Source organism: Halomonas campaniensis (genome assembly GCF_002211105.1).
Taxonomy (GTDB): Bacteria; Pseudomonadota; Gammaproteobacteria; order Pseudomonadales; family Halomonadaceae; genus Vreelandella; species Vreelandella campaniensis_A.
This window is the reverse complement of record NZ_JPUA01000037.1, coordinates 183,093-206,360: the sequence shown is the minus strand read 5'-3', so window position 1 is coordinate 206,360 and position 23,268 is coordinate 183,093. Positions and strand designations below refer to the sequence as shown.

Annotated in this window: 23 protein-coding genes and 1 pseudogene; 9 read left to right on the top strand and 15 right to left on the bottom strand. The window is 54.7% G+C overall.

Annotated elements, in window-relative coordinates; genetic code table 11:
* The 3 genes and pseudogenes from JI62_RS22980 to JI62_RS18310 all read right to left on the bottom strand — a co-directional run.
* Positions 1 to 1,019: pseudogene (locus tag JI62_RS22980) on the bottom strand (antiporter); the annotation flags it as partial.
* 238 nt (positions 1,020 to 1,257) lie between these two features.
* Complete coding sequence (gene narL, locus JI62_RS18315; RefSeq protein ID WP_027959366.1) at positions 1,258 to 1,926, bottom strand: two-component system response regulator NarL; 669 nt, start codon at positions 1,924 to 1,926, stop codon at positions 1,258 to 1,260.
* Positions 1,926 to 3,824, bottom strand: a complete 1,899-nt coding sequence (locus JI62_RS18310) for a type IV pili methyl-accepting chemotaxis transducer N-terminal domain-containing protein (RefSeq protein WP_088701546.1) — start codon at positions 3,822 to 3,824, stop codon at positions 1,926 to 1,928. Before JI62_RS18310 ends, narL begins: the two co-directional genes overlap by 1 nt.
* A gap of 176 nt (positions 3,825 to 4,000) precedes the next feature.
* On the opposite strand from JI62_RS18310, the gene JI62_RS18305 reads away from it, so the two are divergent.
* The 3 genes from JI62_RS18305 to JI62_RS18295 all read left to right on the top strand — a co-directional run bounded on the left by JI62_RS18305 (position 4,001) and on the right by JI62_RS18295 (position 5,443).
* Positions 4,001 to 4,570, top strand: coding sequence for a hypothetical protein (locus tag JI62_RS18305; RefSeq protein ID WP_240513293.1), 570 nt, complete (start codon positions 4,001 to 4,003; stop codon positions 4,568 to 4,570).
* 82 nt (positions 4,571 to 4,652) lie between these two features.
* The gene (locus JI62_RS18300) at positions 4,653 to 5,045 is read left to right on the top strand and encodes a ribonucleotide reductase subunit alpha (protein ID WP_088701544.1); all 393 of its coding nucleotides are present in this window, start codon (positions 4,653 to 4,655) and stop codon (positions 5,043 to 5,045) included.
* An 11-nt stretch (positions 5,046 to 5,056) separates the two neighbouring features.
* Positions 5,057 to 5,443, top strand: coding sequence for a SirB2 family protein (locus JI62_RS18295; protein ID WP_027959370.1), 387 nt, complete (start codon positions 5,057 to 5,059; stop codon positions 5,441 to 5,443).
* Between the two features lie 39 nt (positions 5,444 to 5,482).
* Here JI62_RS18295 and JI62_RS18290 read toward each other — a convergent pair whose 3' ends face one another.
* The 9 genes from JI62_RS18290 to JI62_RS18250 form a co-directional block, all read right to left on the bottom strand.
* Complete coding sequence (locus JI62_RS18290) at positions 5,483 to 6,019, bottom strand: nitrous oxide reductase accessory protein NosL (RefSeq protein ID WP_227405247.1); 537 nt, start codon at positions 6,017 to 6,019, stop codon at positions 5,483 to 5,485.
* A 39-nt stretch (positions 6,020 to 6,058) separates the two neighbouring features.
* Positions 6,059 to 6,883: an ABC transporter permease gene (locus JI62_RS18285; RefSeq protein WP_088701542.1), complete on the bottom strand. Its 825-nt coding sequence runs from the start codon at positions 6,881 to 6,883 to the stop codon at positions 6,059 to 6,061.
* Positions 6,880 to 7,812 carry an ABC transporter ATP-binding protein gene (locus JI62_RS18280; protein ID WP_088701541.1) on the bottom strand — a complete coding sequence of 311 codons (933 nt, stop codon included), beginning with the start codon at positions 7,810 to 7,812 and terminating at the stop codon, positions 6,880 to 6,882. The genes JI62_RS18285 and JI62_RS18280 overlap by 4 nt, the downstream gene beginning before the upstream one ends.
* Positions 7,809 to 9,107: a nitrous oxide reductase family maturation protein NosD gene (locus JI62_RS18275; protein WP_088701540.1), complete on the bottom strand. Its 1,299-nt coding sequence runs from the start codon at positions 9,105 to 9,107 to the stop codon at positions 7,809 to 7,811. Before JI62_RS18275 ends, JI62_RS18280 begins: the two co-directional genes overlap by 4 nt.
* Before the next feature lie 46 nt (positions 9,108 to 9,153).
* Positions 9,154 to 11,031, bottom strand: a complete 1,878-nt coding sequence (gene nosZ, locus JI62_RS18270; protein WP_088701539.1) for a TAT-dependent nitrous-oxide reductase — start codon at positions 11,029 to 11,031, stop codon at positions 9,154 to 9,156.
* Between the two features lie 17 nt (positions 11,032 to 11,048).
* On the bottom strand, positions 11,049 to 13,196 hold the full coding sequence (nosR, locus tag JI62_RS18265; RefSeq protein ID WP_088701538.1) for a transcriptional regulator NosR: 2,148 nt from the start codon (positions 13,194 to 13,196) through the stop codon (positions 11,049 to 11,051).
* A gap of 26 nt (positions 13,197 to 13,222) precedes the next feature.
* Complete coding sequence (locus tag JI62_RS18260) at positions 13,223 to 13,525, bottom strand: c-type cytochrome (protein ID WP_088701537.1); 303 nt, start codon at positions 13,523 to 13,525, stop codon at positions 13,223 to 13,225.
* A gap of 321 nt (positions 13,526 to 13,846) precedes the next feature.
* Positions 13,847 to 14,197 carry a DUF488 domain-containing protein gene (locus tag JI62_RS18255; protein WP_088701536.1) on the bottom strand — a complete coding sequence of 117 codons (351 nt, stop codon included), beginning with the start codon at positions 14,195 to 14,197 and terminating at the stop codon, positions 13,847 to 13,849.
* A gap of 69 nt (positions 14,198 to 14,266) precedes the next feature.
* Entirely contained in the window at positions 14,267 to 14,833 is a 567-nt protein-coding gene (locus tag JI62_RS18250) for a YIP1 family protein (RefSeq protein WP_088701535.1), read from the bottom strand.
* A gap of 455 nt (positions 14,834 to 15,288) precedes the next feature.
* On the opposite strand from JI62_RS18250, the gene JI62_RS18245 reads away from it, so the two are divergent.
* From JI62_RS18245 to JI62_RS18225, 5 genes are all read left to right on the top strand, one after another.
* Positions 15,289 to 15,741, top strand: coding sequence for a c-type cytochrome (locus JI62_RS18245; protein WP_088701534.1), 453 nt, complete (start codon positions 15,289 to 15,291; stop codon positions 15,739 to 15,741).
* Positions 15,742 to 15,779: 38 nt separating this feature from the next.
* On the top strand, positions 15,780 to 17,135 hold the full coding sequence (locus JI62_RS18240; protein ID WP_088701533.1) for a cbb3-type cytochrome c oxidase subunit I: 1,356 nt from the start codon (positions 15,780 to 15,782) through the stop codon (positions 17,133 to 17,135).
* A 64-nt stretch (positions 17,136 to 17,199) separates the two neighbouring features.
* A complete protein-coding gene (locus JI62_RS18235) occupies positions 17,200 to 18,012 on the top strand; it encodes a CbbQ/NirQ/NorQ/GpvN family protein (RefSeq protein ID WP_088701532.1) in 813 nt (270 codons plus the stop codon).
* Positions 18,013 to 18,021: 9 nt separating this feature from the next.
* Entirely contained in the window at positions 18,022 to 19,965 is a 1,944-nt protein-coding gene (locus JI62_RS18230) for a nitric oxide reductase activation protein NorD (RefSeq protein WP_088701531.1), read from the top strand.
* Between the two features lie 11 nt (positions 19,966 to 19,976).
* A complete protein-coding gene (locus JI62_RS18225) occupies positions 19,977 to 20,174 on the top strand; it encodes a hypothetical protein (RefSeq protein ID WP_088701530.1) in 198 nt (65 codons plus the stop codon).
* A gap of 40 nt (positions 20,175 to 20,214) precedes the next feature.
* Here JI62_RS18225 and JI62_RS18220 read toward each other — a convergent pair whose 3' ends face one another.
* Together JI62_RS18220 and JI62_RS18215 are read right to left on the bottom strand one after the other, a co-directional pair.
* Positions 20,215 to 20,517, bottom strand: a complete 303-nt coding sequence (locus JI62_RS18220) for a cytochrome C oxidase subunit IV family protein (protein ID WP_088701529.1) — start codon at positions 20,515 to 20,517, stop codon at positions 20,215 to 20,217.
* Positions 20,518 to 20,532: 15 nt separating this feature from the next.
* Complete coding sequence (locus JI62_RS18215; RefSeq protein WP_088701528.1) at positions 20,533 to 21,099, bottom strand: cytochrome c oxidase subunit 3 family protein; 567 nt, start codon at positions 21,097 to 21,099, stop codon at positions 20,533 to 20,535.
* A 201-nt stretch (positions 21,100 to 21,300) separates the two neighbouring features.
* Between JI62_RS18215 and ubiT the strand changes: the two genes are divergently transcribed.
* Entirely contained in the window at positions 21,301 to 21,798 is a 498-nt protein-coding gene (gene ubiT / locus JI62_RS18210) for a ubiquinone anaerobic biosynthesis accessory factor UbiT (protein ID WP_088701527.1), read from the top strand.
* Between the two features lie 56 nt (positions 21,799 to 21,854).
* On the opposite strand, the gene hmpA is transcribed toward ubiT, so the two are convergent.
* On the bottom strand, positions 21,855 to 23,027 hold the full coding sequence (gene hmpA, locus JI62_RS18205; protein ID WP_088701526.1) for an NO-inducible flavohemoprotein: 1,173 nt from the start codon (positions 23,025 to 23,027) through the stop codon (positions 21,855 to 21,857).
* Between the last annotated feature and the right edge of the window lie 241 nt (positions 23,028 to 23,268).

Genomic DNA, 23,268 nt, shown 5'->3' with positions numbered 1-23,268 from the left:
AGGGCTGAAGAAAAGCCGATAAAGGAGCCGAAGGTCAGAATGTAGAGGATGGTCATTGACCAAGTGTGCTTATTGGAAAATATCGCGAACTGCTTCTGGATATTGGGCTTGATGTCGCCAGGAATCAGACGCAAAAGCACTAGTGTCAGGACAATGGTTAGCGGCAGGGCAACCCACATATTAAGCCAGCTGAGAGCCAGCATGCCCACGATGGCAGTTACCATGCCGACGCCGTAGAGGCCTAATATTTTGCTGAAAGCCGCAAGCGGCGAACCTGGGTTGGGCGTAATAGTGCGAAGATTGTTCATACCAAACCAACCGGCGAACGCTAATGGGATTAGAAATAGAAGCCAGATAAAGCCAGCATTCTGGATCCAGGTATCGGTACCAGCTTCGATCCGGCCGATCAACGTACCGCTAGCGCTTTGCAATTCCATCGGCGAACCGGCAATAGCGCCAAAGACCCCGACGGTCATTACTAGCGGGATGACAATTTGCATGGTAGTAACGCCGAAATTACCGAGGCCCGCATTCATGCCCAGGGCGTAGCCTTGCTGTTTGCTGGGATAAAAAGTGGAAATGTTGCTCATTGAACAAGCGAAGTTACCGCCGCCGATACCGGAAAGTAGCGCCAATGCCTGGAATACCCAGAACGGCGTGCCTGGGTTCATCAAGGCGATACCAGTGCCGGCTGCGGGGATCATCAATAGCGCGGTGGTCAGGAATATGGTGTTCCTCCCGCCAGCGATGCGGATCATGAACGATGCTGGGATGCGCAGGGTGGCACCTGCTAGACCGGCAAGCGCCGTCAGTGAAAATAGCTGGTTAACCGTGAACGAAAAACCCAGGTTCTGCATCTGGGTGGTAATCATTCCCCACATCATCCAGACAGCAAAGCCCATCAGCAGGCTGGGGATGGATATCCATAGATTGCGGTTGGCAATGTGCTTGCCTTCCTGTTCCCAGAATTGGGCGTCTTCGACATTCCATTTCTCAATGTCGGCATTTCTCTTGCTCATGGCGATTTCCCCTTGGCATCAAACCTGTCTGCATCTAGCAGTTAGAAAGCAAGATACGCTGGGGGAAGAAATTGGGGAATAGGTGGAAATAGCATGAAAAACAGCGACATACCTCTTGAGAGGTAGTCGCTGAAAAGCCTGGATTCATTGATTTTAAACAGAAAAAATCGAGAGGAGGTAAAGGCGGGTCAGAGCAAAAGTATTCTGGGAGTCTTTAGAGGTAACCACACAGAATCGATTAGTGATCGATACCTTCCTGGACTGCCCAGACGGCGGCTTCGACACGCGAGCGTAAGTTAAGCTTTTTGAGCAGATGCTTGACGTGAACCTTGACCGTGCCTTCGGTAATATCCAGCTTGCGTGCGATGAGCTTGTTGGAGAGTCCGCCAGCAAGCTGTTGCAGAATTTCGCGTTCACGCTGCGTTAGGCTATGAATATCCGGGGTGGTGGGGGCATTGCGCTGATTACGCAGGGCTTCAGCGAGTAGGGCGGTCAGGCTTTCGCTGATGACCATGCGCCCCAAAGCAGCCTGACGCAGTTGGCGAACCATGTCTTCAGGCTCCATATCCTTTAACAGGTAACCGTCAGCACCGTTGCGCAGTGCGGCGACAACATCATCCTCATGGTCGGAAACAGTGAACATCACCACACGGCCGCTATAGTTGGCTTCCCGTAGGCGGCGCAAGGCTTCTAAGCCATTGACGCCCGGCATGTTTAAATCCAGTAAAACCAGGTCAGGCTCAAGTTTGAGGGCCAGTGCAATGCCTTCTTCAGGGTCGCCCGTCTCGCCAACCAGTTCAAGATCGTCCTCTAGCTCAAGCAGCTGAGCGACGCCACGCCGGAGTAGCGGGTGGTCATCAATAATCATCAGGCTGGCGGGTGTATCGTTGGCTGTGGTCAGCGTCATTAAGAAGTCCCTGTACCTAAGTGAGAGTCGGAGGCAGCCGTCACAGGCTGCTGCTGAATTAAGCGAGCGGTCAACGGGGTGAAGACTATCTCAATGCTGGCCCCCCCTGTGGGACGATTGGTGATACTCAGCTCCCCGTTCAGGGTAGTGGTTCGGTCGCGTATGATCACCAAACCGTAGTGCATAGGTGGCGAGCTATCGTCTTCCAGGCCTATGCCGTCATCCTCAATACGCACTAGCAGGCGAGCATCGGCGAAGCGCACAGTGACTCCAGCCCAGTGGGCTTGGGCGTGCTTGTGGGTATTGGCCAGCGCCTCGCGAATGATCTGCAGCACGTGAATTTCTTCATTGGGGTTAAGTAGGTAAGGCGGCACATCGTACTCAAGCTCGACCGTTACCTCCATGCGCTGGCTAAACTCATCGACGGTCTGGCGTAAGGCAAATTGCAGCCCCGGCCCCTCTAGTTTGAGCCGGAAGGTAGTGAGCAGCTCACGTAGCTGACGATAGGCGCTGTTTAGGCCGGTACGCAGCTCGTCGAATACCGCAGACTGCATCTCTCGGGTGGCTTCTTTTTGCTGCATGCGTTCGAGTCGAGCGACCTGCATTTTGAGATAAGAGAGCGATTGGGCTAGAGAGTCGTGAAGTTCCCGCGCAATGATGGTTCGCTCGTTGATCAGCGTAACGTGCTGCTGCTCTTCGATACGCCGCTGCAGGTAGACCGCCGTGGCGAGCTGGTCGGCTAACATCGTGAGTAGCCGACGGGTGCTGTCGTTGAGACGCTCCTGGGGGTACCACACCTCCAGAGTGCCTAGCAGCGTATCGCCTACGCTGATAGGTAGCAGCAAGCACTGTGACTGGTTATTGGTCACCATTTCCAAGGGGCGGGGGTCGATCAGGCAGGCATGGCACTCCTGGTCACGGCAGTACTCTGGTCGGGTGCGCGAGTGAGTTTCCAATACTGGCATTGTCCGCTGGTCGAAAGGGTCTTTTAACGAAAGCCGTATCGGCCCGATATTCAGCAGTTTTTCCAGTTCGCGCAGCATGGGGGCTGCACTGGAACAGAGATCGTTACCTCCGCCATACAGTGCGCGACTGGCATCGTGCATCACCCGCAGTGCCTGATTGCTGCGCTCAAGCTCCTGCTTCTTGCGCGAGACTTTGTCTTCCAGTGCGGCGTAACTTGTTGCCAGTTCGGCAGACATCTTGTTAAAAGTGTGACCCAACAAAGCCAACTCGTCGCTACCGCGGAGCTGAGAACGTGGTTTGAAGTTACGCTGCGCCGCCTCGCGGGCAAGCACCATCAGTTGTCGTAAAGGCACTACCAGGTTATAGCGAACATCGTAGAGGGCGATGGCGACGACTATCGCAATTAGCACTAAAAAAAGCACTTGCATCATGCTCAGCAGCCGAACCTTAGCTTCAGTGCTCTGTTCCAGGTAGGTCACTAGCTGTTCGATATCATTGACCATCGCCACGATCATCGTTTCCAGCGTATTCAAGTCAAGCCGTGTTGTGGAGGGCGGTGTTTTGAGTGCCGGACGAAGTGAGTATTGCCAGTAAGTCTGAATCTTTTCCAACTGACGACGGCGCTCGTGGCGGTCATCAGCCGGAATAGTTTGCTGTAGGGTTGTGCCATTTAAACGCTGATCAAAGCTTGCCACCAAGCTGTCTAGTTGTGCTGCGCTTATCTCCTCCGGGGCATACTCTAGGCGCTGCAAGGCTCCCATGATCTGATAAGCATTCATGCGTAGGGAACCTGCGACATTGATTGCCGCAGCATCGCCACGGCTGCTATTAGACATTGCCATGGTTAAGGTAATGCAGATGAGTGCCATACCGCTAATGGCTAGCAGGGACGCAATGATGCGAGCAACCAGGGAGCGTTGAAGTAATTTCATGGCAGTTCCGTTAGCGCGGAAGAGGTAGGAGAGTGTGGCACTGTCTGCATGTGGATACGAGGGCTATTCCTTTTGGGGTAGCCTGTCTACCTCGGATGTTTTTTGACCTGCACTCGGTATTTACCGACAATTCTGGCATGTCTTCCGATGTCTTTATACCCTCGCTGGGAAACGCCATGCCATCATCTGTGCCGCCTCCCGCGTTGGAGACATCAAAGCAGCCTGTAAATGGTTATCAGTTGCTAGTAGCCATGCTGCTGATGCCGCTGGCAAGCGCTTTAGCAGTGGCTGGCTGGACACTTTATGCCCTGCTCGCAAAACAACCCCTCTATGTGCTGGTACCGTTGAGTAGCGGTGTGCTGTTGGCTTGGCCGGCTTGGTTTATCGCCAAGCGGGGAGACACCTGCCGCTTGATGCAATGGCTATTACTGGGGCTAGTGTTGGCGCTGGGCGGGTTTGGGATGGCTAGCCAGCCGTGGGAGTTTTTGTTGGTTGGGGCTGGGCTTGGACTGGGAGGTGCGGTGATTACCACTGGCATAGCCCACGCCAAAGGCTGGATGCCTGGTCGTTGGGTGAGTCTTTGTGTCGCCCTTTTTCTGGCTTTAGCGGCGGGGGTAGGGTTTTCCTTGCGGATGGCGCCTCTGGTAGTCCAAGCCTATGGTTGGCGCGCGGCGCCACTTAGTCTGTTGATCCCTCTGTTTATGGTAATGCTGCTGCTGTGGCTTTTCGTAGAGTCACCCGAGTAAAGCCGCCTATGAGTCTCACCTGTTCATTCTTACCTACTCTCTCACCTTCTGATTCTAAACCACTAGCGATAAGGCCCATTTTATGACCATAGCGACATTTGCCGATTTACTGCAGGAAGCGCGTAAACAACCTAAGCCCCAGCGCCTGCTGTTTGTGTTCGTTCGCGCAGAGCTGCCCGATTTCCCTGATGCTGACCAGCGTCGTCGCTTCGAACAGGGTGAAGGGGGTGTGTTGGTGCCTGTGGTATGCGTAGATAAGTCGACGGAGGAATTGACCAGCATGGCTGCGTTGGTTGAGGAGTCACGCCGTACCGAGATCGAATGGGATCTAGTGTTCACAGCTGCCATGGACGACCCAAAAGATGACGCTGAGGTTGAACGGCAGCTCCAGCGTATGATGGAGTCGCTGCAAATGGGTAATATCACCGCCTATCTTGCCTTCGATCATCACGGCAATGCGGTTAACGTCGCCTAGGGACGGTTACCATGGAGCACTATTTCCTCATCAAGCACCTGCACATGACGGCCGCTGCGCTGAGCATCACGCTCTTCATAGTGCGCGCCTGGTGGTCGGTGCAGGAAAGCCCGCGACTCAACGCCCGTTGGGTCAAGGTATTGCCTCATCTTATTGATACGGCTCTGTTGGGGCTGGGGGTGACTTTGATGGTATTGCTTTCCGTATGGCCCTGGCAGCTTCCTTGGCTTGGCGCCAAGCTACTGGCGCTGCTGGCCTATATCGGTATTGGCACCATTGCGATTAAGCGCGGTGCAACGCCAAGGGCACGTGCTGTTGCTGCGTTAGTGGCGGTTGCCATATTCGCCTATATGGTGGGGGCTGCCATACATCACAGCCCGCTTTCCTGGCTAGCCTGAATTGCGGTTACTTTCTGCTTCACTCCTCACTCCTCACTTTTATTGTGCCATTGAGTGGGCGGCATGGCCGCTCCCTTCGTGGCGCCCGAGCCGGGCGAGCAATTCCAGGTCGATATCGTCATAGGTGATTATCTCGCCACCATGAACTACGACGAACTGCTCGGCATGCTCATGGCTGGAGAACGGCGCAAGGTTGTGGCCCATGCTGCCGCGCCGATCATGGCTGACCACATACCAAGCGTCTGCTGCAGGGATAAAGGCATCGTCTTTAGGTGCTTCCCAGGGTGTCACGCCGACATCATGTACATAGGCGTGGCGCAGCTGGGTCTGATTTTCGGGCTGCTGGAGGAAAACGAACATCTCCAGCGTGGAGCAGAACTTACGCGCGTCACTGTGGCTTTGCATAAATGCCTGACCTTTGGGGCCTTCGAATTCGGTGATAAACATACCGCATACATGGCAGATGTCATCGCCGCTAATAGGCTGAGGCGGCATCCTTTCGGCGCTGTCAGTGGCATTGTTGCAACCGGTCATGAGCAAAATAATAAGGGCTAGCGTGGGCAGCAGGGCGGGCATGGTCAATCCTCGTTAATAAAATGATGTTAAGAGATGATGTTAAGCGGTATGACGATGGAAGCGACGGACGGCCAATAGCAGGGGCACTACGATCCAAACCAGCATTGCCAGGGGCGGCCAGGCAGAATGGAACGCGCCTTGCTGTGCGATAGCCGCGATACCGCTTTCTAGCTGTGTGCTATCGAAGCCCGACAGGTTGATCAAGCGAAAACTGTCGGTGGGATTGAGCAGCATCAGGTAGGGGAGCCAATCGCCCCCATGCTTGACGCCAACCAGTAGGGCCAGCAGTACTAGATCAAATACCAGCACGAACAGAAACCACCCCCCCAATGCCAGCCCGGCGGCTCGTGCCTTTTCGCTGACCGTTACGCTGATCAGGTAGGCAAAGGCCAAAAAAACCCAGCCCAAAAGCACACTGCTGGCGATCAAGCGAGCTAAGCCGACGCTTAGCTCGCTAAGCGGTACGCCTTCAGCGCCCAACGCGATAACCATACCTGCGATACCAAAACCGAGTAGCGTAGCGACGGCCAGAATCATCCCATGGCCGAAGAACTTACCAAACAGCAGCGCCGAACGACTTATAGGGTAGGTGAGTAGCAGTAGTAGCGTGCCGGCCTCCTGCTCACCGACAACGGCGTCGTAGGCGAGCATCAGCGCGATTAAGGGGATCAGAAAAACGGCTAGAGTTGATAAACTGACCAGGGTGGTGGCCAGTGAAGTAAAACCAAGACCGCCGCTCGCAGCGGCACCAAAGTAGGCAATACCCATTGCCAGAACGGCAAGGATCACGGTGATCGCCAGTACCCAGCGATTGCGCAGGCCATCCTGGAACTCTTTGGCGGCGACGATGAACATGGCCTTCATGCGCTGGCTCCTAGCGTCAGTGAGGCGGGGCGAGTAGAAAAATGCGTGTAGAGATGCTCAAGGGTGGGTGGTGATAACTCGATGTCGTCGATATTTGGCATGGTGGTTAATTGACGTAGTACCTGCATTTTATTTTCCGCGGGCACGTTGACCTCCACACAGCGCTCATTGATTGGGATAGGCTCAAGGGACATGGCTTTCCAGAGCTGAGACTGCATGGCCAGCAATGTGCCGTGGATACGAAACGTCAGCGGTAGCTGTGCTTCTTCACGCAGCTGTTTAAGGCTTCCCAGGGCCAGGCGTCGCCCTTTGCCCAGGATCAAGGCGCGGTCGATATAGGGTTCGATGCCCGGCAGTACATGGGAAGAGAGCAGCACGGTACAACCGTTGTCGCGTAGGGCTTTTACCGCTTGATAAAAATCGCGGGTGGCCGCGGGGTCAAGGCCGGTGGTGGGTTCATCCAGCAACAATAGCCGGGGAGACCCTAATAAAGCCTGGGCCAGGCCAAGGCGCTGGCGCATGCCCTTGGAGTAAGTTTTAACGCGACGGTCGGCGGCTTCGACCAGGCCCACACGCTCAAGCAGAACCGTTACCTGATGGCGGTCAGCGCGCTTTAAACGAGCGAAATAGGTGAGCACTTCACGCCCGGTGAGCTGTTCGTAGAAGGTGACGTTTTCAGGTAGATAGCCCAACTGACGCCGTAGGCGTTCGGCATGTGGCCCGTCAGGAGCGCTACCGAGGACGTCAACGTGGCCCGAGCTGGGCGCAATTAAGCCCAGTATGAGTTTCATGATGGTCGTCTTGCCCGCGCCATTATGCCCCAGCAGGGCGAGCATCTCGCCTTCTTTGATGGTGAGATCCATTTCAGCTAGTCGCACCAGCGCCCCGTGACGCTTGGTAACTCGCTGTAGTTCTATTACTGGGTTCATGGAGCATTTCCTTCTCGGCCGGGCTCGCTCATCAAGGGCGCGCTGTCTCTGACCCCCGGGGGACGAAACACCGGGAACTGACGTTGCACCCAGCGCAGTGCCAACACCGCAGGGCTTTGCATCAACAGGCGCGCGGAGGGGTGGCGCCAGAGAAGATGATCCATGGCGTCGTTGGGTTCATGGGCGGTGTCGCCGACACCGTTATCGTCAAGATCCCAGCCCAGGTAGTCGCTCCAGTAATTGCCCGACCAATCCTGCTCACGGGTGGCGACATACATGACTTGCTGCTTATTAGCGATGAAGGCGTTGCCCGCCATTTGGTTATCCTCTGAACCGGCGGTGAGGTGGATGCCGATGTCGCTGGCTGCGAAACGATTATTCTCGATACGATTGAACTGCGAGTTGTAAACGAACAGTGCCTTGCCGTCGCCGCCCGCTAGACGCCCCTCGCCATCTGCCCCCAGGGGCTGGGTGACGCCTTCGACTCGGTTGCCGCTCAATAGGGAGTCGGTGATGTTGTTCATCAAAATGCCGTAGTTGTCGTCTGCTTCCGAACGGTTATCAACGACTTCCAGGCGTTTGGATTGCATCAGGGCGTAGCCGGTTCGGGTTCGTTGGGTCAGGTTGCCTTCAAGACGATTGTCGAAGGAGTACATGTAGTGCACGCCATAGCGCAGGTCATGCAGGGTGTTGTCGCGCAGCACGTTGTGGCGGCTGCTGTCGAGATAGATGCCGTCGCGAGTCTGCGCAACATCGTTGGATTCAATAATTGAGTCACTAACGTTATAAAGGTGAATGCCGTTGCCGCGATCCTGAGAGCGCAGTCGGGTATCGCCACGAATGGTATTGCCTATCACACTGACGTTATTGACAGCATCGAGCCAGATGCCGAAGCCAGGCCCGTTTAGCTGGTTATTGCGGATGGTACTACCGTGAGCGCTGGGCTCGACAAAAATAGCGGCCTCCAGTTTTGTCAGGTTATCCCCCCAGTCTTCAATGCGGACACCTTCAAATATAATGTCGGGAGCTGCCAGCACCACCGCATGGCCTTGGCCTCCTGCATCGAGGATGGCTTGCAACTCGCCCCTAATATGCAGCGTGCGGTCAATAACCACACGCCCGGGGTAGCGTCCTGCAGGCAGCAGCAATTGATCGCCGTCGGTCGTCTGTTCGATCAACGGCTGTAAAGGCTCACCAGGCGTGGCGAGCCAGTCGGCGGCATAAACCCCGCTAGGCAGCCAAAAAAGCCATAGCAGCGCCAGTAGGCAACCTAAATAGCCAGGGTGTCGTCTCATGGTGTTCTCCCGCAGCGGGCCGAAGGAATCGGCCCGCGTGTTGTCGTCAGGCGGGTTCGACTAGCATGCGACCAGTCATTTCCATATGCATCGCGTGGCAGAACCAGTTGCAGTAGTACCAGTGCACCCCGGCCTTGTCGGCGGTGAAGGTGACGCTAGCGGTCTGCTGGGGGCTGATCTCCATCTGCACACCGTGGTTGACCATGCAGAAGCCGTGGGTCAGATCCTCGACCTGGTCAAGGTTGGTGATGACCACGGTCACCTCATCGCCCTGTTTGACCTTGAATTCGGTCAGGCCAAATTGCGGTGCGATGGAGGTCATGTACACGCGTACTTTATTGCCATCGCGGATTACCTTGCTTTCGCCCTCCAGGTTGACGCCGTCTGCCTCGGCCATGGCCACGGTCTCGGCGAAGAAGGGGTCGTCTCGTGTCCATACTCGGCTTGGGTTGATCTGGTCGGCGCGTACCAGAATACAGTCGTGAGGCTCGGCATAAGTGGGGCCGTCATGCACCAGTTTCATTTCTTCCCCGGAGATGTCGATCAACTGATCGTTTTCGGGATGCAGAGGGCCTACCGGCAGGAAACGGTCTTTGGAAAACTTCGACAGCACTACCAGCCACTTGCCGTCGGCATCGCGGGATTCGGTGAGACTGGCGTGGTTATGCCCAGGCTGGTAGTGGACATCGAGCTTCTGACGCAGGTAGTTGACGTCTTCGCCATTGTAGTGGCGAATGGCATCCTCAATGTTCCACTTGGCTACCTGGCTATCGATGAACAGCGTGGTATAGGCGTTGCCCCGGCCATCGTAGGTGGTGTGAAGCGGGCCCAGGCCCAGTTCAGGTTCACCCACAATGGTATCGCGCGGTTCGATACTGTCGTCGAACAGCTCAGGCAACTTGTCGATGGCGATGATTGAGCAAGTGGGGGATAGCTTGCCGTTGGCGATGAAATATTTGCCATCCGGTGAGGTATTCACGCCATGGGGGTTCTTGGGGATCGGGATGTAACGTGTCAGTTGCGAGCCCTTGCGCCCATCCAGTACCGGTACGCTTGATTCACCCAGTGTCTTGTAGTTCCCGGCCGCCACGGCGGCTTCAATCGCTTCAACGTCGAATACCACAACCCAGTCGCGCTCGTTGCGCATGGTCTCGATCAGAGTCATGCCCTTTTCTGAGTTGTAGCAGGTAGAGGCGACGAAACGCCCGGTGTAGTCGGCATCGGTGTTATCAAGGTTGCCATCGACGATCACCTGCCAGGCCACGTCCATGCTTTCGGCATCGAGAGCGTTGAACATAGTGAAGTAGTTGTCGGGGTTCTCCAGGTCGCGGCCGTCATTGATCTGGGGGATCGGCAGTTCGGCATTGGCGAAGACGTACTTGGTGTAAGGCACCTTCTGCAGGCGCAAACCGTGAATCGCCTGGACGTTGGGGATGGTGGTGACCTTGTCCGTCTTCATGATATCGAGACGAATGCGCGCAACGCGGGTGTTAGCCTTGTCGTTGATAAATAGGTACTTGCCGTCGTAGCTGCCGTCGGTCATGGAAATATGGGGGTGGTGGCAGTCACCGTTGAGAAAATGGCTCGACTCGCCGAGTATCCGCTTCGACTCGTTGCTGATCCCCCAGCCAGAGGCGCTATCCACGTTGAACACCGGGATGCGCATCAGTTCGCGCATTGAAGGAACACCGAGCACCCGAACCTCACCCGAGTGGCCGCCGCTCCAGAAGCCGTAGTAATCGTCGAGTTCGCCGGGCGCAACGTCGATACCGTTGGCGCCGGCGGCCTGAACTTGACGGCTATTGAGTAACGCACCTGCGCCAAAACCACTGGCCAGGCCCGCCCCGGCAACTCCGGTGACGGCGGTATTGCGCAAGAAATGGCGACGGCCGATATCCTGAATATGGTCTTTTTTATCGCTCATGCTTGATTCCCCTGAGATCAGTCTTGCTGGTGAAGAGGGATGCGTTGCCATGCGGCCTGTTTGCCGCTGGCGCCGGTATCCCGTTGGGTCTCAACGCTATTACCGCGCGATGACATATTGGCCGCCTTTTCATAGCGCTTGCGGCGCTTGACCATGGGCGGGCAACGCTGGTCGTCGTGGTAGGTCACTTGGCAGTCGAGACAGTAGTGGCACTCATTGGCATTGATGCGGCCGTCCGGGTGTATAGCGGCCACTTCGCATTCATTGGCACAGATTTGGCACGGGGTACCGCAGCTACCGCGGTGGCGCTTGAGCCAGTCGAACAGGCGTAAACGCGAAGGAATAGCCAACCCGGCACCTAAAGGGCACAGATAGCGGCAGTAGAATTTGTGGTTGAAGGCAGAAATCGCCACCAGTCCAAGAGCATAAATAACGAAGGCCCAGTCACGTTGGAAACGCAGGGTGATTGCGGTCTTGAACGGCTCCACTTCGGCGTAGCGTTCCGCGGTGCCAAGCGAATGTAGCGAGACTGCGAACAAGGCCAGCAGAATGATGTATTTAATCGCCCATAGGCGCTCATGGAGCCCGAAGGGCACCTCGATCTGCTTAACGTTTAGTTTGCGAGCGACCTGGTTGACTAGGTCTTGTAAAGCGCCGAATGGGCACAGCCAGCCGCAGAAAACTCCGCGGCCCCACAGCAGCAGGCTCACCGCCACGAACGACCAGAGAATAAATAGCATTGGGTCGATCAAAAATGAGGACCAGCTAAAACCGCTTATCAGCGAGTTGGTGAAGGTAAGGATATTGACGACTGATAGCTGGGCCAGCGAGTACCAGCCGATAAATACTAAGGTGTATATCTTGAAACCCAGACGCAGTGGGTTCAGTACACGCGGGTGGCGCGCCAGCACATCCTGGAACAGCATGATGCCAGTGAGCACCAATAATCCGGCGGATAGCACAGCGATCTGGAAAGCCTTGTCGCGCCAAACCTGTACCCAGATAGGCTCTTCCACCGGTGGCTCAGGCCGTTCTATATAGGCCTCGGGAACACTGTAGTCGGCGCTAAAGCGGCTGAACTCGGTATCCAAGGGGCCAGAAGCGCGGCGAACCAGTAATTCCAGCTGCCACGGTTGTCCGGGGTCGAAGCCCGCCTCTTCGCGGACGATGAAGATGTCTCGCTCGGCCAGTGTGGGCGCGCCTTCGAGGGCCAGATCACCCAGGCGGATGTGATCGCGATCATGAAAGCTGACCCGAGTGCTGCCCTGTGAAAGCTCGATGCGATCGAAGATGCCGCCGCGCACATACCCTGAACCCTTGAATGAGTAGTCACCACGCCCCATGACGGCAATAGCGTGCTCGCCATCCTTCAGCTCGACCATTAGTTGATCATAGCCAGTATCGCCGAGCAGGTTGCGGCCAGCGGTTGGTGGGTTGAGGTAGGTGTAAAACAGCTCGATAAAGGTTTTATCGGCGGGCTGTGGCGAGCGCAGGTAATCTTCGGCGGGCGTACCTATAAAGCTCGCATCGACCTCGCCATGGGTCAGTTGCAAACGGCGAATGGTGCCGTCGCCGGTCAGTTCATCCCAGTTGGCAGGGGCGAAAACGTCTTCTCGAACGCGTGCCGGTAGTGTCTGGGAGGGGTCGGCAATGAGCTGCTGTTCAGCGGCCACTTGCCTGGCGCTGCGCATGATGGTGTCGCTGACGACGATGACGGTCACCGTCGCACCAGAGATAGCGTCAAGATTGTCGCCGACCCTGAGCCTGTCATTGACGTGGGCCGATTCGTGCTCATCGGCGAAGCTATTTAGCTTCGATTCGGGAATGCCCACCAGCATGATCGGCTCTGAATGACTGAGGACGTCGGCCTGTACAATTTGCCCATCCAGATCAATCCCCACCAGTACATTGACCGGTTTGCCCGAGTAGGCGGGGATCGGAGCGACATCCACACTCTCAAAAGCGTAGCCGCGCAATTCATCATCGCTGTCCAGTACACGGCTTACCGGCCACTGTGAATCCGCGCCTTCAAGACGCTCTGCCGTGGGAAACCCTTCGCGTACCTGCTCCAGTTCTATAGCTTGGGCGGGCAGTGTTACCGCTAGGAGCAACAGTAAGCTAATCCAGATGCCGGTTAGACGGCGCGGGCAAGCCACAGGGGACATCGTGGTTTCCTTTCGGGTCAAGAGCGTTATAGAACCGGTTCTAGCAAGTGATCGACGGCAGCTTTCACTTCGTCATCGCTCAAGCCCAATTGGCCTCCTTTCGGCGGCATTGCCTGAAAACCGTTAATCGCGTGGTCGTACAGGGTGTCCATGCCTTTTTCTAAGCGTGGCTCCCAGTGTTCGGCATTGCCGCGAATGGGAGCACCTGCAGCGCCCGTCATGTGGCAAGCCATGCAGGCTTGGTTATAGGTGGCTTCGCCATCGGCATGAGCGGTAACCGAAATAGAAGTAATAACGCCTAGCAGCAGTATGGACGCGAGGGTTTTCATTGAAGTATTCCTTATGCATCTTTTGAGTTGAAATTACCAATTCGGCAACGTGGCAAGGTGGTTTATTGAGGTATACGAGTTGCTGGGTACTGATTTTTCAGTACGAGAAAAGGTATGAAGTTCACTTTAAAGAAATAAGGGGGACTAATGTTGATCTGGATCATTTTTAGTCTCGCGTACCCCTACAGAGCATTAGCTTACCCCTTAGTGGGTAGGCGATGACGTCAGTCGTTATTGTGATTTCAACTCGAATTTCAGACGCTTGGCTATGCACCACGGCGCTAGGGGTGTGGCGATGTAGAAATGTTTTTACAGCGTGGATTATTTCAACATGTTCAAGTACTGGCGCAGCACTTCGGCATTGTTACGGCGCTCTTCCTTAGAGGCAAATACCAGAGTAACTCGCTCTTTCCTGGCACGTTGTGCAAGATCACGAAGAGACTCGCGATAAGAGGTTAACTCTTTGAGATAGCGACGGCGGAAGCCACTCCAGTCGAGTGAGTCATTATGAAACGCTTTGCGTAGTTCGCTGCTTGGGGCGACCTCCTTGCGCCATTCATCGATTTTGGCTTCCTCCTTGGACACCCCGCGCGGCCAGATACCGTCGACGAGGACACGATAACCATCTTTGCTTTGAGGTGAGTCATAGGCTCGCTTTAATTCAATATCCATCGCTATCTCGCAAGTAAATGAGTTTCCTTTAAAGCCTAGCTAGTGAGTCGGTTCCACTCTACTTGAATCCTAGTAAGCCCAGACAATAGCCATCAGCAAGCCCCATGCCAGCACCCCGGCGGCCATAACGGTGTAAGTAGCAGACATCGTTGTTACGTCATTCGCTGAGCGTTTACACAGAGCCTGCAGCCCGTGGTAGACCAAACTGCAAGAGATGCCCAGTGCCACCAGTACTACCAGCGCATTGAACACCAGGCTGGGGATCAGCAGGGCGATCGCTGCAGACCACAGTGGCAAAGGTGCCAGGGCTGCCAACAGATAAGCGTCGTGGTAGCTAATTGAGAGATCACGATCGCTATTGACCACCGCGTGAATTAGCCAGCCCATTACAAAGAAGGTGAGCAGCTCGGCCAGGAATAGAATGGTCGTGATGAAGCGCCACTGCCGATCGGCGAAGCCTGGAGCGAAGATATCTCCGTAGTGTGTACCGGCATAATAGAGCATCACGGGTGGCAACAATGACATGGGCAGCACGATGCACCAAGCCAGAGTGGCGATTGAAGGATGGCGTTGCTGGAGGTCTTTCCATCCCGCTAAATGGGTAAAGGGCAGTTGAATAATGGTTAGAGGGTTCATTGTCTAGCCTCGCAGTCAGTTGTGATCGTTGTGAGCTTAAAATATCATGTCGTGATATTATATTCAGAATTAAGGCTAGTTTGTATTTTGTCAAGTATGAAGCTTGATTCCCTCTGTTTTAAGAGTGTGCAACCCATATCAGCAGCAGTGGTACATGCCCGTGTGAAATCTGAGAAGTCATAGCATCAGCCTACCTCTAGAACGGCTATGTCCTGGTGAAAATCGCACAGAGTGGTTAGGTACTATTAAGAAACCCAGCCGCGTTCTGGCTCGAATTAATTCGTAATCTTAAATTTACCAAGGGTATCGCTCTTGCCAAAAATTGACCTGTGGCAATGTTGCTAGAGGGATTCTTCTGCTAATCTTAAAAATGTAAATAATATGCATCTTAATAAACGTATGCCTTTTGGCTTCCCAGCCGAAGGTCGGATCTGACTAGCAAGGGAGTATGGCTTATGGCTGATGGTCTCACTAAATCAGCGGCCCGCAATATTTTCTACGGTGGTTCGCTGTTCTTCTTCCTGCTCTTTGCCGCGCTAACGGCTCATAGTCATTGGTACATGGTCAATGTCTCCACGGACAGCGAAGGCCTCACGGATTCTGTTAAGCATGGCAAAGAAGTGTGGGAAAAAAACATGTGTATCAACTGCCATAGCATTATGGGAGAGGGTGCTTATTTCGCTCCTGAACTGGGTAACGTCTGGGAACGCTATGGAGGTCATGAAAATCCTGAGGCTGCCAGATCGGGTATTAATGCCTGGATCCGCGCCCAGCCATTGGGGATCGAGGGTCGTCGTCAAATGCCAGCGTATGACTTTAGCGAAGAGGATATGAACTCGCTAATCGACTTCCTCGAATGGACCGATGGCATCGACGATCAGGACTGGCCCCCACATCCCGCTGGCTAAAGCAAACAGCCGAAGGATGAATCAAGGAGAACCGTACAATGAAATATGAAACCCAGAAGGTTGCTTTACCCTTTTTTATGGTGGCCATGGCGCTATTTACGCTACAAATAGTCTTCGGACTGCTGGCCGCCACCGTCTATGCTTGGCCCAATTTTATGGCCGAAGTGATGCCCTTTCATATCATGCGTGTCAGCCATACCAATCTGTTGATTGTGTGGCTGTTGATCGGTTTTATGGGCTGTACCTACTATTTGATGCCAGAGGAAGCCGAGCGGGAAATTCATAGCCCCAATCTGGCGTATATCCAGCTGGCGATCTTTGCTTTTGCTGGCGCCGCTGCTCTGGTCGGCTACCAGTTCGGTATCCATGAAGGGCGCGAGTTTCTTGAGCAACCGTTCTGGGTGAAAATACTCATCACCATTTCTTTTCTAATGTTTCTTTTCAATACCAGCATGACGCTGCTCAAGGGCCGCAAGACCGCTATCAACCTGGTGTTAATGCTGGGGCTTTGGCTAGCGGCAGTATTTTGGTTATTCGCTTTTTACAACCCGACCAACCTGGCGGTAGATAAACTCTACTGGTGGTGGGTGGTGCACCTCTGGGTGGAAGGCGTATGGGAATTGATCATGGCTTCCTTGCTGGGTTACCTGCTGATCAAAATGACCGGTGTGGATCGCGAAGTGATCGAAAAATGGCTCTATATCATTGTTGGGTTGGCACTGTTCTCCGGCCTGCTGGGCACCGGGCACCACTACTACTGGATTGGCGCACCTGGCTACTGGCAGCCCATCGGCAGTATCTTCTCGACGCTTGAAGTGGCGCCTTTCTTCGCCATGGTGGTATTCGCCTTTACCATGTTCTGGAAGGGCAGTCGTAACCATCCTAATAAAGCGGCCATGCTATGGGCCTTAGGCTGCCCAACCATTGCCTTTTTCGGCGCTGGGGTGTGGGGCTTTATGCATACCCTTTCGTTCGTGAATTACTACAGCCATGGTACTCAGGTAACCGCCGCTCATGGCCATTTAGCTTTCTATGGTGCCTATGTGATGCTGATTCTTGGCGTGATTACCTACGCCATGCCGCAGATCCGCCGTGTGCAGCCTTATAACCAAGTGCTGAACATGTGGGGCTTCTGGATCGTCACCAGTGCTATGTGCTTCATGACGTTTACCCTGACCTTCGCCGGGGTCGTGCAGACTCACTTACAGCGTGTCTTGGGCATGAATTACATGGAAGTGCAGGATCAATTAGGCCTGTTCTACATCATGCGTTTGGGCGCTGGTGTGGCCGTGGCAGTGGGGGCGATCATGCTGCTCTACTCCTTCTTCGGGCCCGCCCGAGAGCAAGTGCCTGCTGGTGGCACACAAATTACCGCTGGGGCAGGCTCGGCCTGAACTTAACGGCCCTGCGGGGCCGTTTTTGCTTTCTTTATTTATTTTCCGGCAATGGAGTCTTGCCATGCCTCTTTCTTGTGTCGCTAATCCTATCGATGAGCGTGAAATCCCTTTCTACGAGAACGTCGGCAACGAATGCGCTATGTTTGAGCACGCCTTTCGCCAACGTTTGCCGCTGTTACTTAAAGGCCCCACCGGGTGTGGTAAAACACGTTTTGTTAGCCATATGGCCGCTAAGCTGGGCCGCCCACTATTCACTGTTTCATGTCACGACGACCTGACTTCAGCCGACCTTACAGGCCGCTATCTGTTGCAGGGCGGCGAGACCCGCTGGGTCGATGGCCCGCTTACTCGCGCAGTGCGCGAAGGGGGTATCTGCTATCTCGATGAGGTGGTAGAAGCGCGTAAAGATGTCACCGTGGTGCTTCACCCGCTCACCGATGACCGCCGACTACTGCCGTTGGAACGTACCGGGGAACTGCTCGAAGCGCCGGATGACTTCATGCTGGTAGTGTCTTACAACCCTGGTTATCAGCATATTCTCAAATCGCTTAAACCGAGTACCCGCCAGCGCTTCCTGGCCATGTCATTTGATTTTCCACCACCCAAAGTCGAGCGCGATATTGTCGCGCGGGAGAGTGGTTTGTCCGGTGAGCAGTGCGCCGCGCTGGTCAATCTTGCCGCCAGTCTGCGGGCCATGAAGGGGCAGGATTTAGAAGAGGGTGTTTCTACTCGCCTGTTAGTTTACTGCGCTACCCTGATTGCTGCCGGGGTGCCCATTTTGGAAGCTGCCCGGGCTACTTTAGTGGAGCCGCTGAGTGATGACGCAGATGTTCAGGAAGGGCTGATGGAAGCCATTCACGCAACCTTTGGGTGAGGGCAGGGCATGCTTGATTTTCTTGAAGTCGAGGAGTTTGTAGGCCGCCATTGGCACCGATGGGCTTCCAGTGCGGCAAGTTACCCTGACCATCCCGAAGCCGCAGTGCGCCTTGAAACGCTGCGGCCCATGCTCGGCGTCTTTTTCCGCGCCGGAGGGGGCGAGGCGGGTATCGATGTTGCTGCTATTGCGGGGCGTAGTTCGTCGCATCGCTTATCCTTACGTCAAAGGCTTGGGCTTGATGAGGAGGTGCTCGATCAAGCACGCCGTGACGAAGAAAGCCTGTTGTTACCACCACGCATTGCCCTGTTCGCCGAGGCTTCCCTGAACCGGGATCTCTACCTTTGGCTGGTAGCGTATCTGGCGATGACCCGGCATGTGCACGTCGTCGAAGATCCGCTACAGCAAGACCTTCTCCAACTGCGTGAAGTAAACCGGGCGACTCGGGCAGTATTGGCCCACTTCCCTGGGCTCGCTCAGCGTCACGCCAGGTTATGTCAGGCATTGCTGGCCATTCGCCCCCAGCGCAAGCGCTTGCCGCCGATGGAAGCAGCGCTTGAATCCGTTCTTTGTGCCCTGCTGGGAGAAACACCGCCCGAGGCTGGCTGGGCCGAAGTGATGCATATCGCCATCCTCGATGAGCTCCTGCCTTTGGACAAGTTTCATGCGCCGCGTGGATACCGGCCGCCACTGCCGGTGCCGCTATGGGGGCAAGCCGTTGCCCTGGGTACCCATAAACAAGCACGAACCGAGCAGGAAGATGATGAGGCGCCGGTTCCAGGGAAGAATTCGCCACAAGATGATCACGGTAAACGTAAGGCTGACCGGCGCGAGCAGGATCAGGCCGACCGCGATGACTCTTTAATGCTCAATGCATCCGAAAAGATGCTTTCCTGGGCCGAAATGGTCAATCTCAATCGCCATGTAGAGGATGAAGACGACGATGAGGCCAAACAGGCGGCCGATCAGATTGACGAAATTGTGCTCAGTGCTAACCGTAAGAAGGCAGCTTCCAAGTTAAAGCTTGATCTTGATCTGGCGCCCGGTGAGGTAAGTGGGGGAAGGCTGCGTGGGCGCCATACCTATCCAGAATGGAATCATCGTAAGCAAATCTATATGCCTGACCACTGTGTGGTACTCAGCGATGTGCAGAGCGAGGAGAGGGAGAACTGGCAGCCGGATGAAACGACAAAACGTCGCATTCGCCGAGTCCGCCGCGAGTTTGAAGCACTTAGGCCGCGTCGTGAGACGCTACGTGGCCAGCTGGATGGCAGCGAGCTGGATATGGACGCCGTCATTCGCTCCCGCTGTGATCTGGCGGCGACCGGTGAAGCCAGCGACCGTCTCTATCAAGCTAGCCGCACTCAGGCGAGGGATTTGGCGGTTTCAATCCTGGTCGATGTATCTCTTTCCACTGAGGCTTGGCTGGAAGACCGGCGGGTGCTGGATGTGGCTAAAGAGGCGCTGCTGGTATTGGGTCATGGCCTTGCGGGGTGCGGCGACGACTATGCCATTCATAGCTTTACCTCCCATCGTCGTCACCGTGTTTGGGTCAATACGCTGAAAAGTTTCGATGAGCCAATGGGCGAGCGGGTGTCACGGCGGATCGCAGCGCTCAAACCAGGCCACTACACGCGTATGGGGCCCGCTATTCGGCACCTTTCCAAAGCGCTTGCCAAACGTCCCAATCGGCACCGGTTACTGTTACTTCTGACCGACGGCAAGCCTAACGATACGGACTATTATGAAGGGCGCTATGGCATTGAGGACACGCGTAGGGCAGTACTTGAAGCGCGGCGGGAAGAAGTGCGTGTGTTCGGGGTAACGATCGACCGGGAAGCGGGGCGCTATATTCCTCATCTGTTTGGGCGAGGTGGTTATGCCATTGTCCAGCGTCCGGAGCATCTCTCCTTGGCGCTGCCGAGTATCTACCGCCAGATTGTTGCTTCCTAAGGAGGTTGTCAATGTTGCGCTTGCGCCTAGTAGTGGCGATTAGTCTGTGGTCTTTGGTCGCTTTAGGTATAGTCGTGCCGCTGGTATGGCTTATCAATAACCGTGATTGGGGCGTGGCGCTGATGTTGCTGGTTCCCTTTATCGTTTATGGTTTGATGCGCCTGGGTCGGTTGCTGGAAGGCTGGGCAAATGCCGCGCAGCGGCCTTGAACTACTGATTCCGCACTTAGCTAAATCCAAACCTGTGAGGCTACCCCACTAAATGAAAGCGACCGGCCAGGTAGCCCGCGGCAATCAGCGTTAACGTTAATAGTGTCAGGGCAATGAAAACTCCCTTCCAGGCTGGGGTCGCAGCGCGCAAGTTTAAATAGACCATGAGCACACAGTGGGCTTTGAAACCGGTCGCCATCATTATCATGGCGGCTGACCAGAGGGGAAGCGCCTGCCAGTCGGTGGTTTGATCTAGCCGAGCGGAAACCATGGAAACCAGGGTTAGCGCCATTAATACGCCCCAAGTAATGATTAAACGTCGTGTACCGGGCAGTGCCCTCATTGTTTCCTCACAAAATTATCTCAGCAGATAAATTAGTGGATAAAGCAGGATCCAAATCAAGTCCACCATATGCCAGAAGGCTGCCGCCGTTTCTACGTTCTCGGTAGAAGTGCGCCAGCTCACTAGGCCTAGTAGCGCTAAGCCGAACACAACGTGAGCAAAATGGAAGGCGGTTAAACCATAGTAAAAACCAAAAAAAGCGTTCGTTTCTGGCGTTATTCCAGCAGCAAACTTATTTGTATACTCAAAAACCTTAATGACACAGAACAGTACGCCCAACAATATAGCGGCGCCTAACCACTGTCGGCTGCGCTGTATGCGCTGAGCGCTTATCGCCTCAACGGCAAAGGCTACAAATAGTCCGCTGGTCAAGAGCACCAGGGTATTGAGGCCGCCCAGCACCGGGTCAAGCTGATGTTGGGATTCATTGAATAGTGCAGGGTCAAGGGCGCGTTGACCGGCATAGAGCGCAAAGAAGGCGGTGAAAACCAGCATTTCGCTCAGTATCAATACCCACATCAGTGGATTGCCGGGTAGGGCTGAAAGCGGCCCCCAGCCGGGATTGGGCAGGTCGCGCCTCATTAATTCTCCACTCGGTAAGCGTTGTGCCGAGGTATCAGGGCTCACTGGTTTTCGTCAATATATTAAGTGCATTTTAAATGCATGTTAATTTTGGTGCAATATTTCTTTTATTTGACACGCGTCACTACCCAGCGCTACGGCAATGTTTAGCATCAGTGGCCTAGTGTTTGCCGATGATGCCTTTATCCTGGAGTGACTGCTATGTCATTGCTGTCTTTACCTTTTTCCATGCCCTCTTTGTCCATTTCCCCTCCTATAACGCCTAGCTATTTGATACGTCTCGTTGATCCACGGGTACCTTTTACAATTAAGCAACATATCGTCGAGCCTTTACTCAACCGTACTTTTGCTGTGCCGCTTGCAGAGGGGGAATTCGATGCTTTGGAAGGTCGGCGCATTAGTCTCACCATCGCCGATTTAGGTGTGACGCTAAGTCTGACGCTTGAATCACAGCGCTTGATATTATGTCGCGAGAAAGGCGAGGCAACCATTCGGGGAGGTTGGCGGGAATTCTTGTGCCTTGCCACGCGCCGCGAGGATCCCGACAGCTTGTTTTTCCAGCGTCGCTTAATCATTGAAGGGGATACAGAGCTGGGGTTGACGCTCAAGAATCTACTCGACGGTTGCGAGGAAGGCCTTGCACAAGGGCGTTTGGGGGAACTGTTGTTGGGACTGGAGCGCTTGGTACGTAAAGAGTGACCCAGGCTTCTGAAATGTTCACAAGCGGCCTCGGGAAATCCCGAGGCCGCCCATTATTAAGCTGCGTCGAGGGGGCGTGAAGGCCCAAAGTGCTCAAAGTGTCGGCGATCCTCGTCGACACCCAGTTCGGACAAAGCGCTGTTAATCGCTGTCATGAATCCTTGGGGGCCGACGAAGTAGCATCGCGCCTTAAGATCAGGCAGGTAGTGAGCTAATAAGCTGTGGTCGATACGACCAATATGTTCGGCTTCGTTGCCGCGCTCATGAATACGGACAGCCTTAAGACGTTGAGGGTACTCGCTCTTCAGTGCTTCTAATTCGCCTTTAAAGGCCTGGTGGTCGGCATCCAGGGCAGCGTGTAGATAGGTGACTTGCCGCCCAAGGGACAAGGCATGTCTAGCCATGGGAAGCAGGGGCGTTTGCCCAACGCCGCCGCTGGCAAGCAGCAGAGGCTCATCACCTTCAATCAGCGTTAGGTCACCTGCTGGCGGTAGCAGTTCCAAGGTGTCGCCGGGTTGTAAGACATCGTGGAAGTGACGGCTGACTTGGCCCTGTTCTTCGCGTTTGATCGAGATTCGATAGCTTTGACCATTTGGCGTGTCTGAGAGGCTGTAATGCCGATAAACCAGCTCGCCATTAATGGTTAGACGCACACCGATATACTGACCTGGCTCATGGTCAGCCACACGACCTCCATCCTCGGGCTCAAGGACAAAAGAGCGAATTAAAGCACTTTCCTGCTGGGTACTGGCAATCTTGAAACGGCGTGTGCCGCGCCATCCGCCCGGGCGCTGCTCAAACTCACGATAGCGCTGGTCTTCGAGGTCAATTAACAGGGCGGCAAGCTCGTTATATAGAGCGCCCCATGCATCGGCGATTTCCGGGGTGACAGCTTCACCCAGCACTTCGCCAATCGCTGCCAGCAGGCATTCGCCGACAATAGGGTACTGCTCGGGAAGAATGCCTAGCGAGACGTGTTTGCTGACCACAACATCCAGAGTAGCCCGCGCTTGAGCTGGATTACTGCGTAGTTGCACATAGGCCAACACGGCGTTGGCCAGGGCACGGGGCTGACCACCGCTTTGCTGATGAACCTCATTAAAGAGGGGCTTGACCTCTGGGTAACGGGTAAACATCAGCGGATAGAAGCGCTGTGTAATCGCATTCAGGTGTTCGGCCACGACGGGAGCTGTCGCGTTGATCAGCTTTTCCTGCTCATGTGTTAGCACGGGTAATACCTCAATCGTTAAGATTCATTACATATGCATCTTAACGTCAAAAACTATAAATACCAACCAGTAAGGAGCATTGTTAAGGAGAGGGGCTGCTAGCTATTTGAATAACAAGGCCTGAATATAATGCAAAAGCGCTTGGTATCGAGCGACGATGAAGCTTATCTGAGTCTATAAGATGCATTTTTGATACTTGTCATGGTTTTTGTAATTGGCCTGGCGCACAATGCAAATCCAA

Excerpts from the sequence above, each read along its gene's own strand:
- JI62_RS18285 (WP_088701542.1), bottom strand. The coding sequence starts at position 6,883 with ATGAAGGCCATGTTCATCGTCGCCGCCAAAGAGTTCCAGGATGGCCTG.
- nosR (WP_088701538.1), bottom strand. The coding sequence starts at position 13,196 with ATGTCCCCTGTGGCTTGCCCGCGCCGTCTAACCGGCATCTGGATTAGC.
- JI62_RS18255 (WP_088701536.1), bottom strand. The coding sequence starts at position 14,197 with ATGGATATTGAATTAAAGCGAGCCTATGACTCACCTCAAAGCAAAGAT.
- ubiT (WP_088701527.1), top strand. The coding sequence starts at position 21,301 with ATGTCATTGCTGTCTTTACCTTTTTCCATGCCCTCTTTGTCCATTTCC.
- JI62_RS18220 (WP_088701529.1), bottom strand. The coding sequence starts at position 20,517 with ATGAGGGCACTGCCCGGTACACGACGTTTAATCATTACTTGGGGCGTA.
- JI62_RS18310 (WP_088701546.1), bottom strand. The coding sequence starts at position 3,824 with ATGAAATTACTTCAACGCTCCCTGGTTGCTCGCATCATTGCGTCCCTG.
- JI62_RS18290 (WP_227405247.1), bottom strand. The coding sequence starts at position 6,019 with ATGCCCGCCCTGCTGCCCACGCTAGCCCTTATTATTTTGCTCATGACC.
- JI62_RS18240 (WP_088701533.1), top strand. The coding sequence starts at position 15,780 with ATGAAATATGAAACCCAGAAGGTTGCTTTACCCTTTTTTATGGTGGCC.
- JI62_RS18230 (WP_088701531.1), top strand. The coding sequence starts at position 18,022 with ATGCTTGATTTTCTTGAAGTCGAGGAGTTTGTAGGCCGCCATTGGCAC.
- JI62_RS18245 (WP_088701534.1), top strand. The coding sequence starts at position 15,289 with ATGGCTGATGGTCTCACTAAATCAGCGGCCCGCAATATTTTCTACGGT.
- JI62_RS18305 (WP_240513293.1), top strand. The coding sequence starts at position 4,001 with ATGCCATCATCTGTGCCGCCTCCCGCGTTGGAGACATCAAAGCAGCCT.
- JI62_RS18225 (WP_088701530.1), top strand. The coding sequence starts at position 19,977 with ATGTTGCGCTTGCGCCTAGTAGTGGCGATTAGTCTGTGGTCTTTGGTC.
- JI62_RS18260 (WP_088701537.1), bottom strand. The coding sequence starts at position 13,525 with ATGAAAACCCTCGCGTCCATACTGCTGCTAGGCGTTATTACTTCTATT.
- JI62_RS18275 (WP_088701540.1), bottom strand. The coding sequence starts at position 9,107 with ATGAGACGACACCCTGGCTATTTAGGTTGCCTACTGGCGCTGCTATGG.
- JI62_RS18280 (WP_088701541.1), bottom strand. The coding sequence starts at position 7,812 with ATGAACCCAGTAATAGAACTACAGCGAGTTACCAAGCGTCACGGGGCG.
- JI62_RS18250 (WP_088701535.1), bottom strand. The coding sequence starts at position 14,833 with ATGAACCCTCTAACCATTATTCAACTGCCCTTTACCCATTTAGCGGGA.
- nosZ (WP_088701539.1), bottom strand. The coding sequence starts at position 11,031 with ATGAGCGATAAAAAAGACCATATTCAGGATATCGGCCGTCGCCATTTC.
- narL (WP_027959366.1), bottom strand. The coding sequence starts at position 1,926 with ATGACGCTGACCACAGCCAACGATACACCCGCCAGCCTGATGATTATT.
- JI62_RS18235 (WP_088701532.1), top strand. The coding sequence starts at position 17,200 with ATGCCTCTTTCTTGTGTCGCTAATCCTATCGATGAGCGTGAAATCCCT.
- JI62_RS18300 (WP_088701544.1), top strand. The coding sequence starts at position 4,653 with ATGACCATAGCGACATTTGCCGATTTACTGCAGGAAGCGCGTAAACAA.
- JI62_RS18295 (WP_027959370.1), top strand. The coding sequence starts at position 5,057 with ATGGAGCACTATTTCCTCATCAAGCACCTGCACATGACGGCCGCTGCG.
- JI62_RS18215 (WP_088701528.1), bottom strand. The coding sequence starts at position 21,099 with ATGAGGCGCGACCTGCCCAATCCCGGCTGGGGGCCGCTTTCAGCCCTA.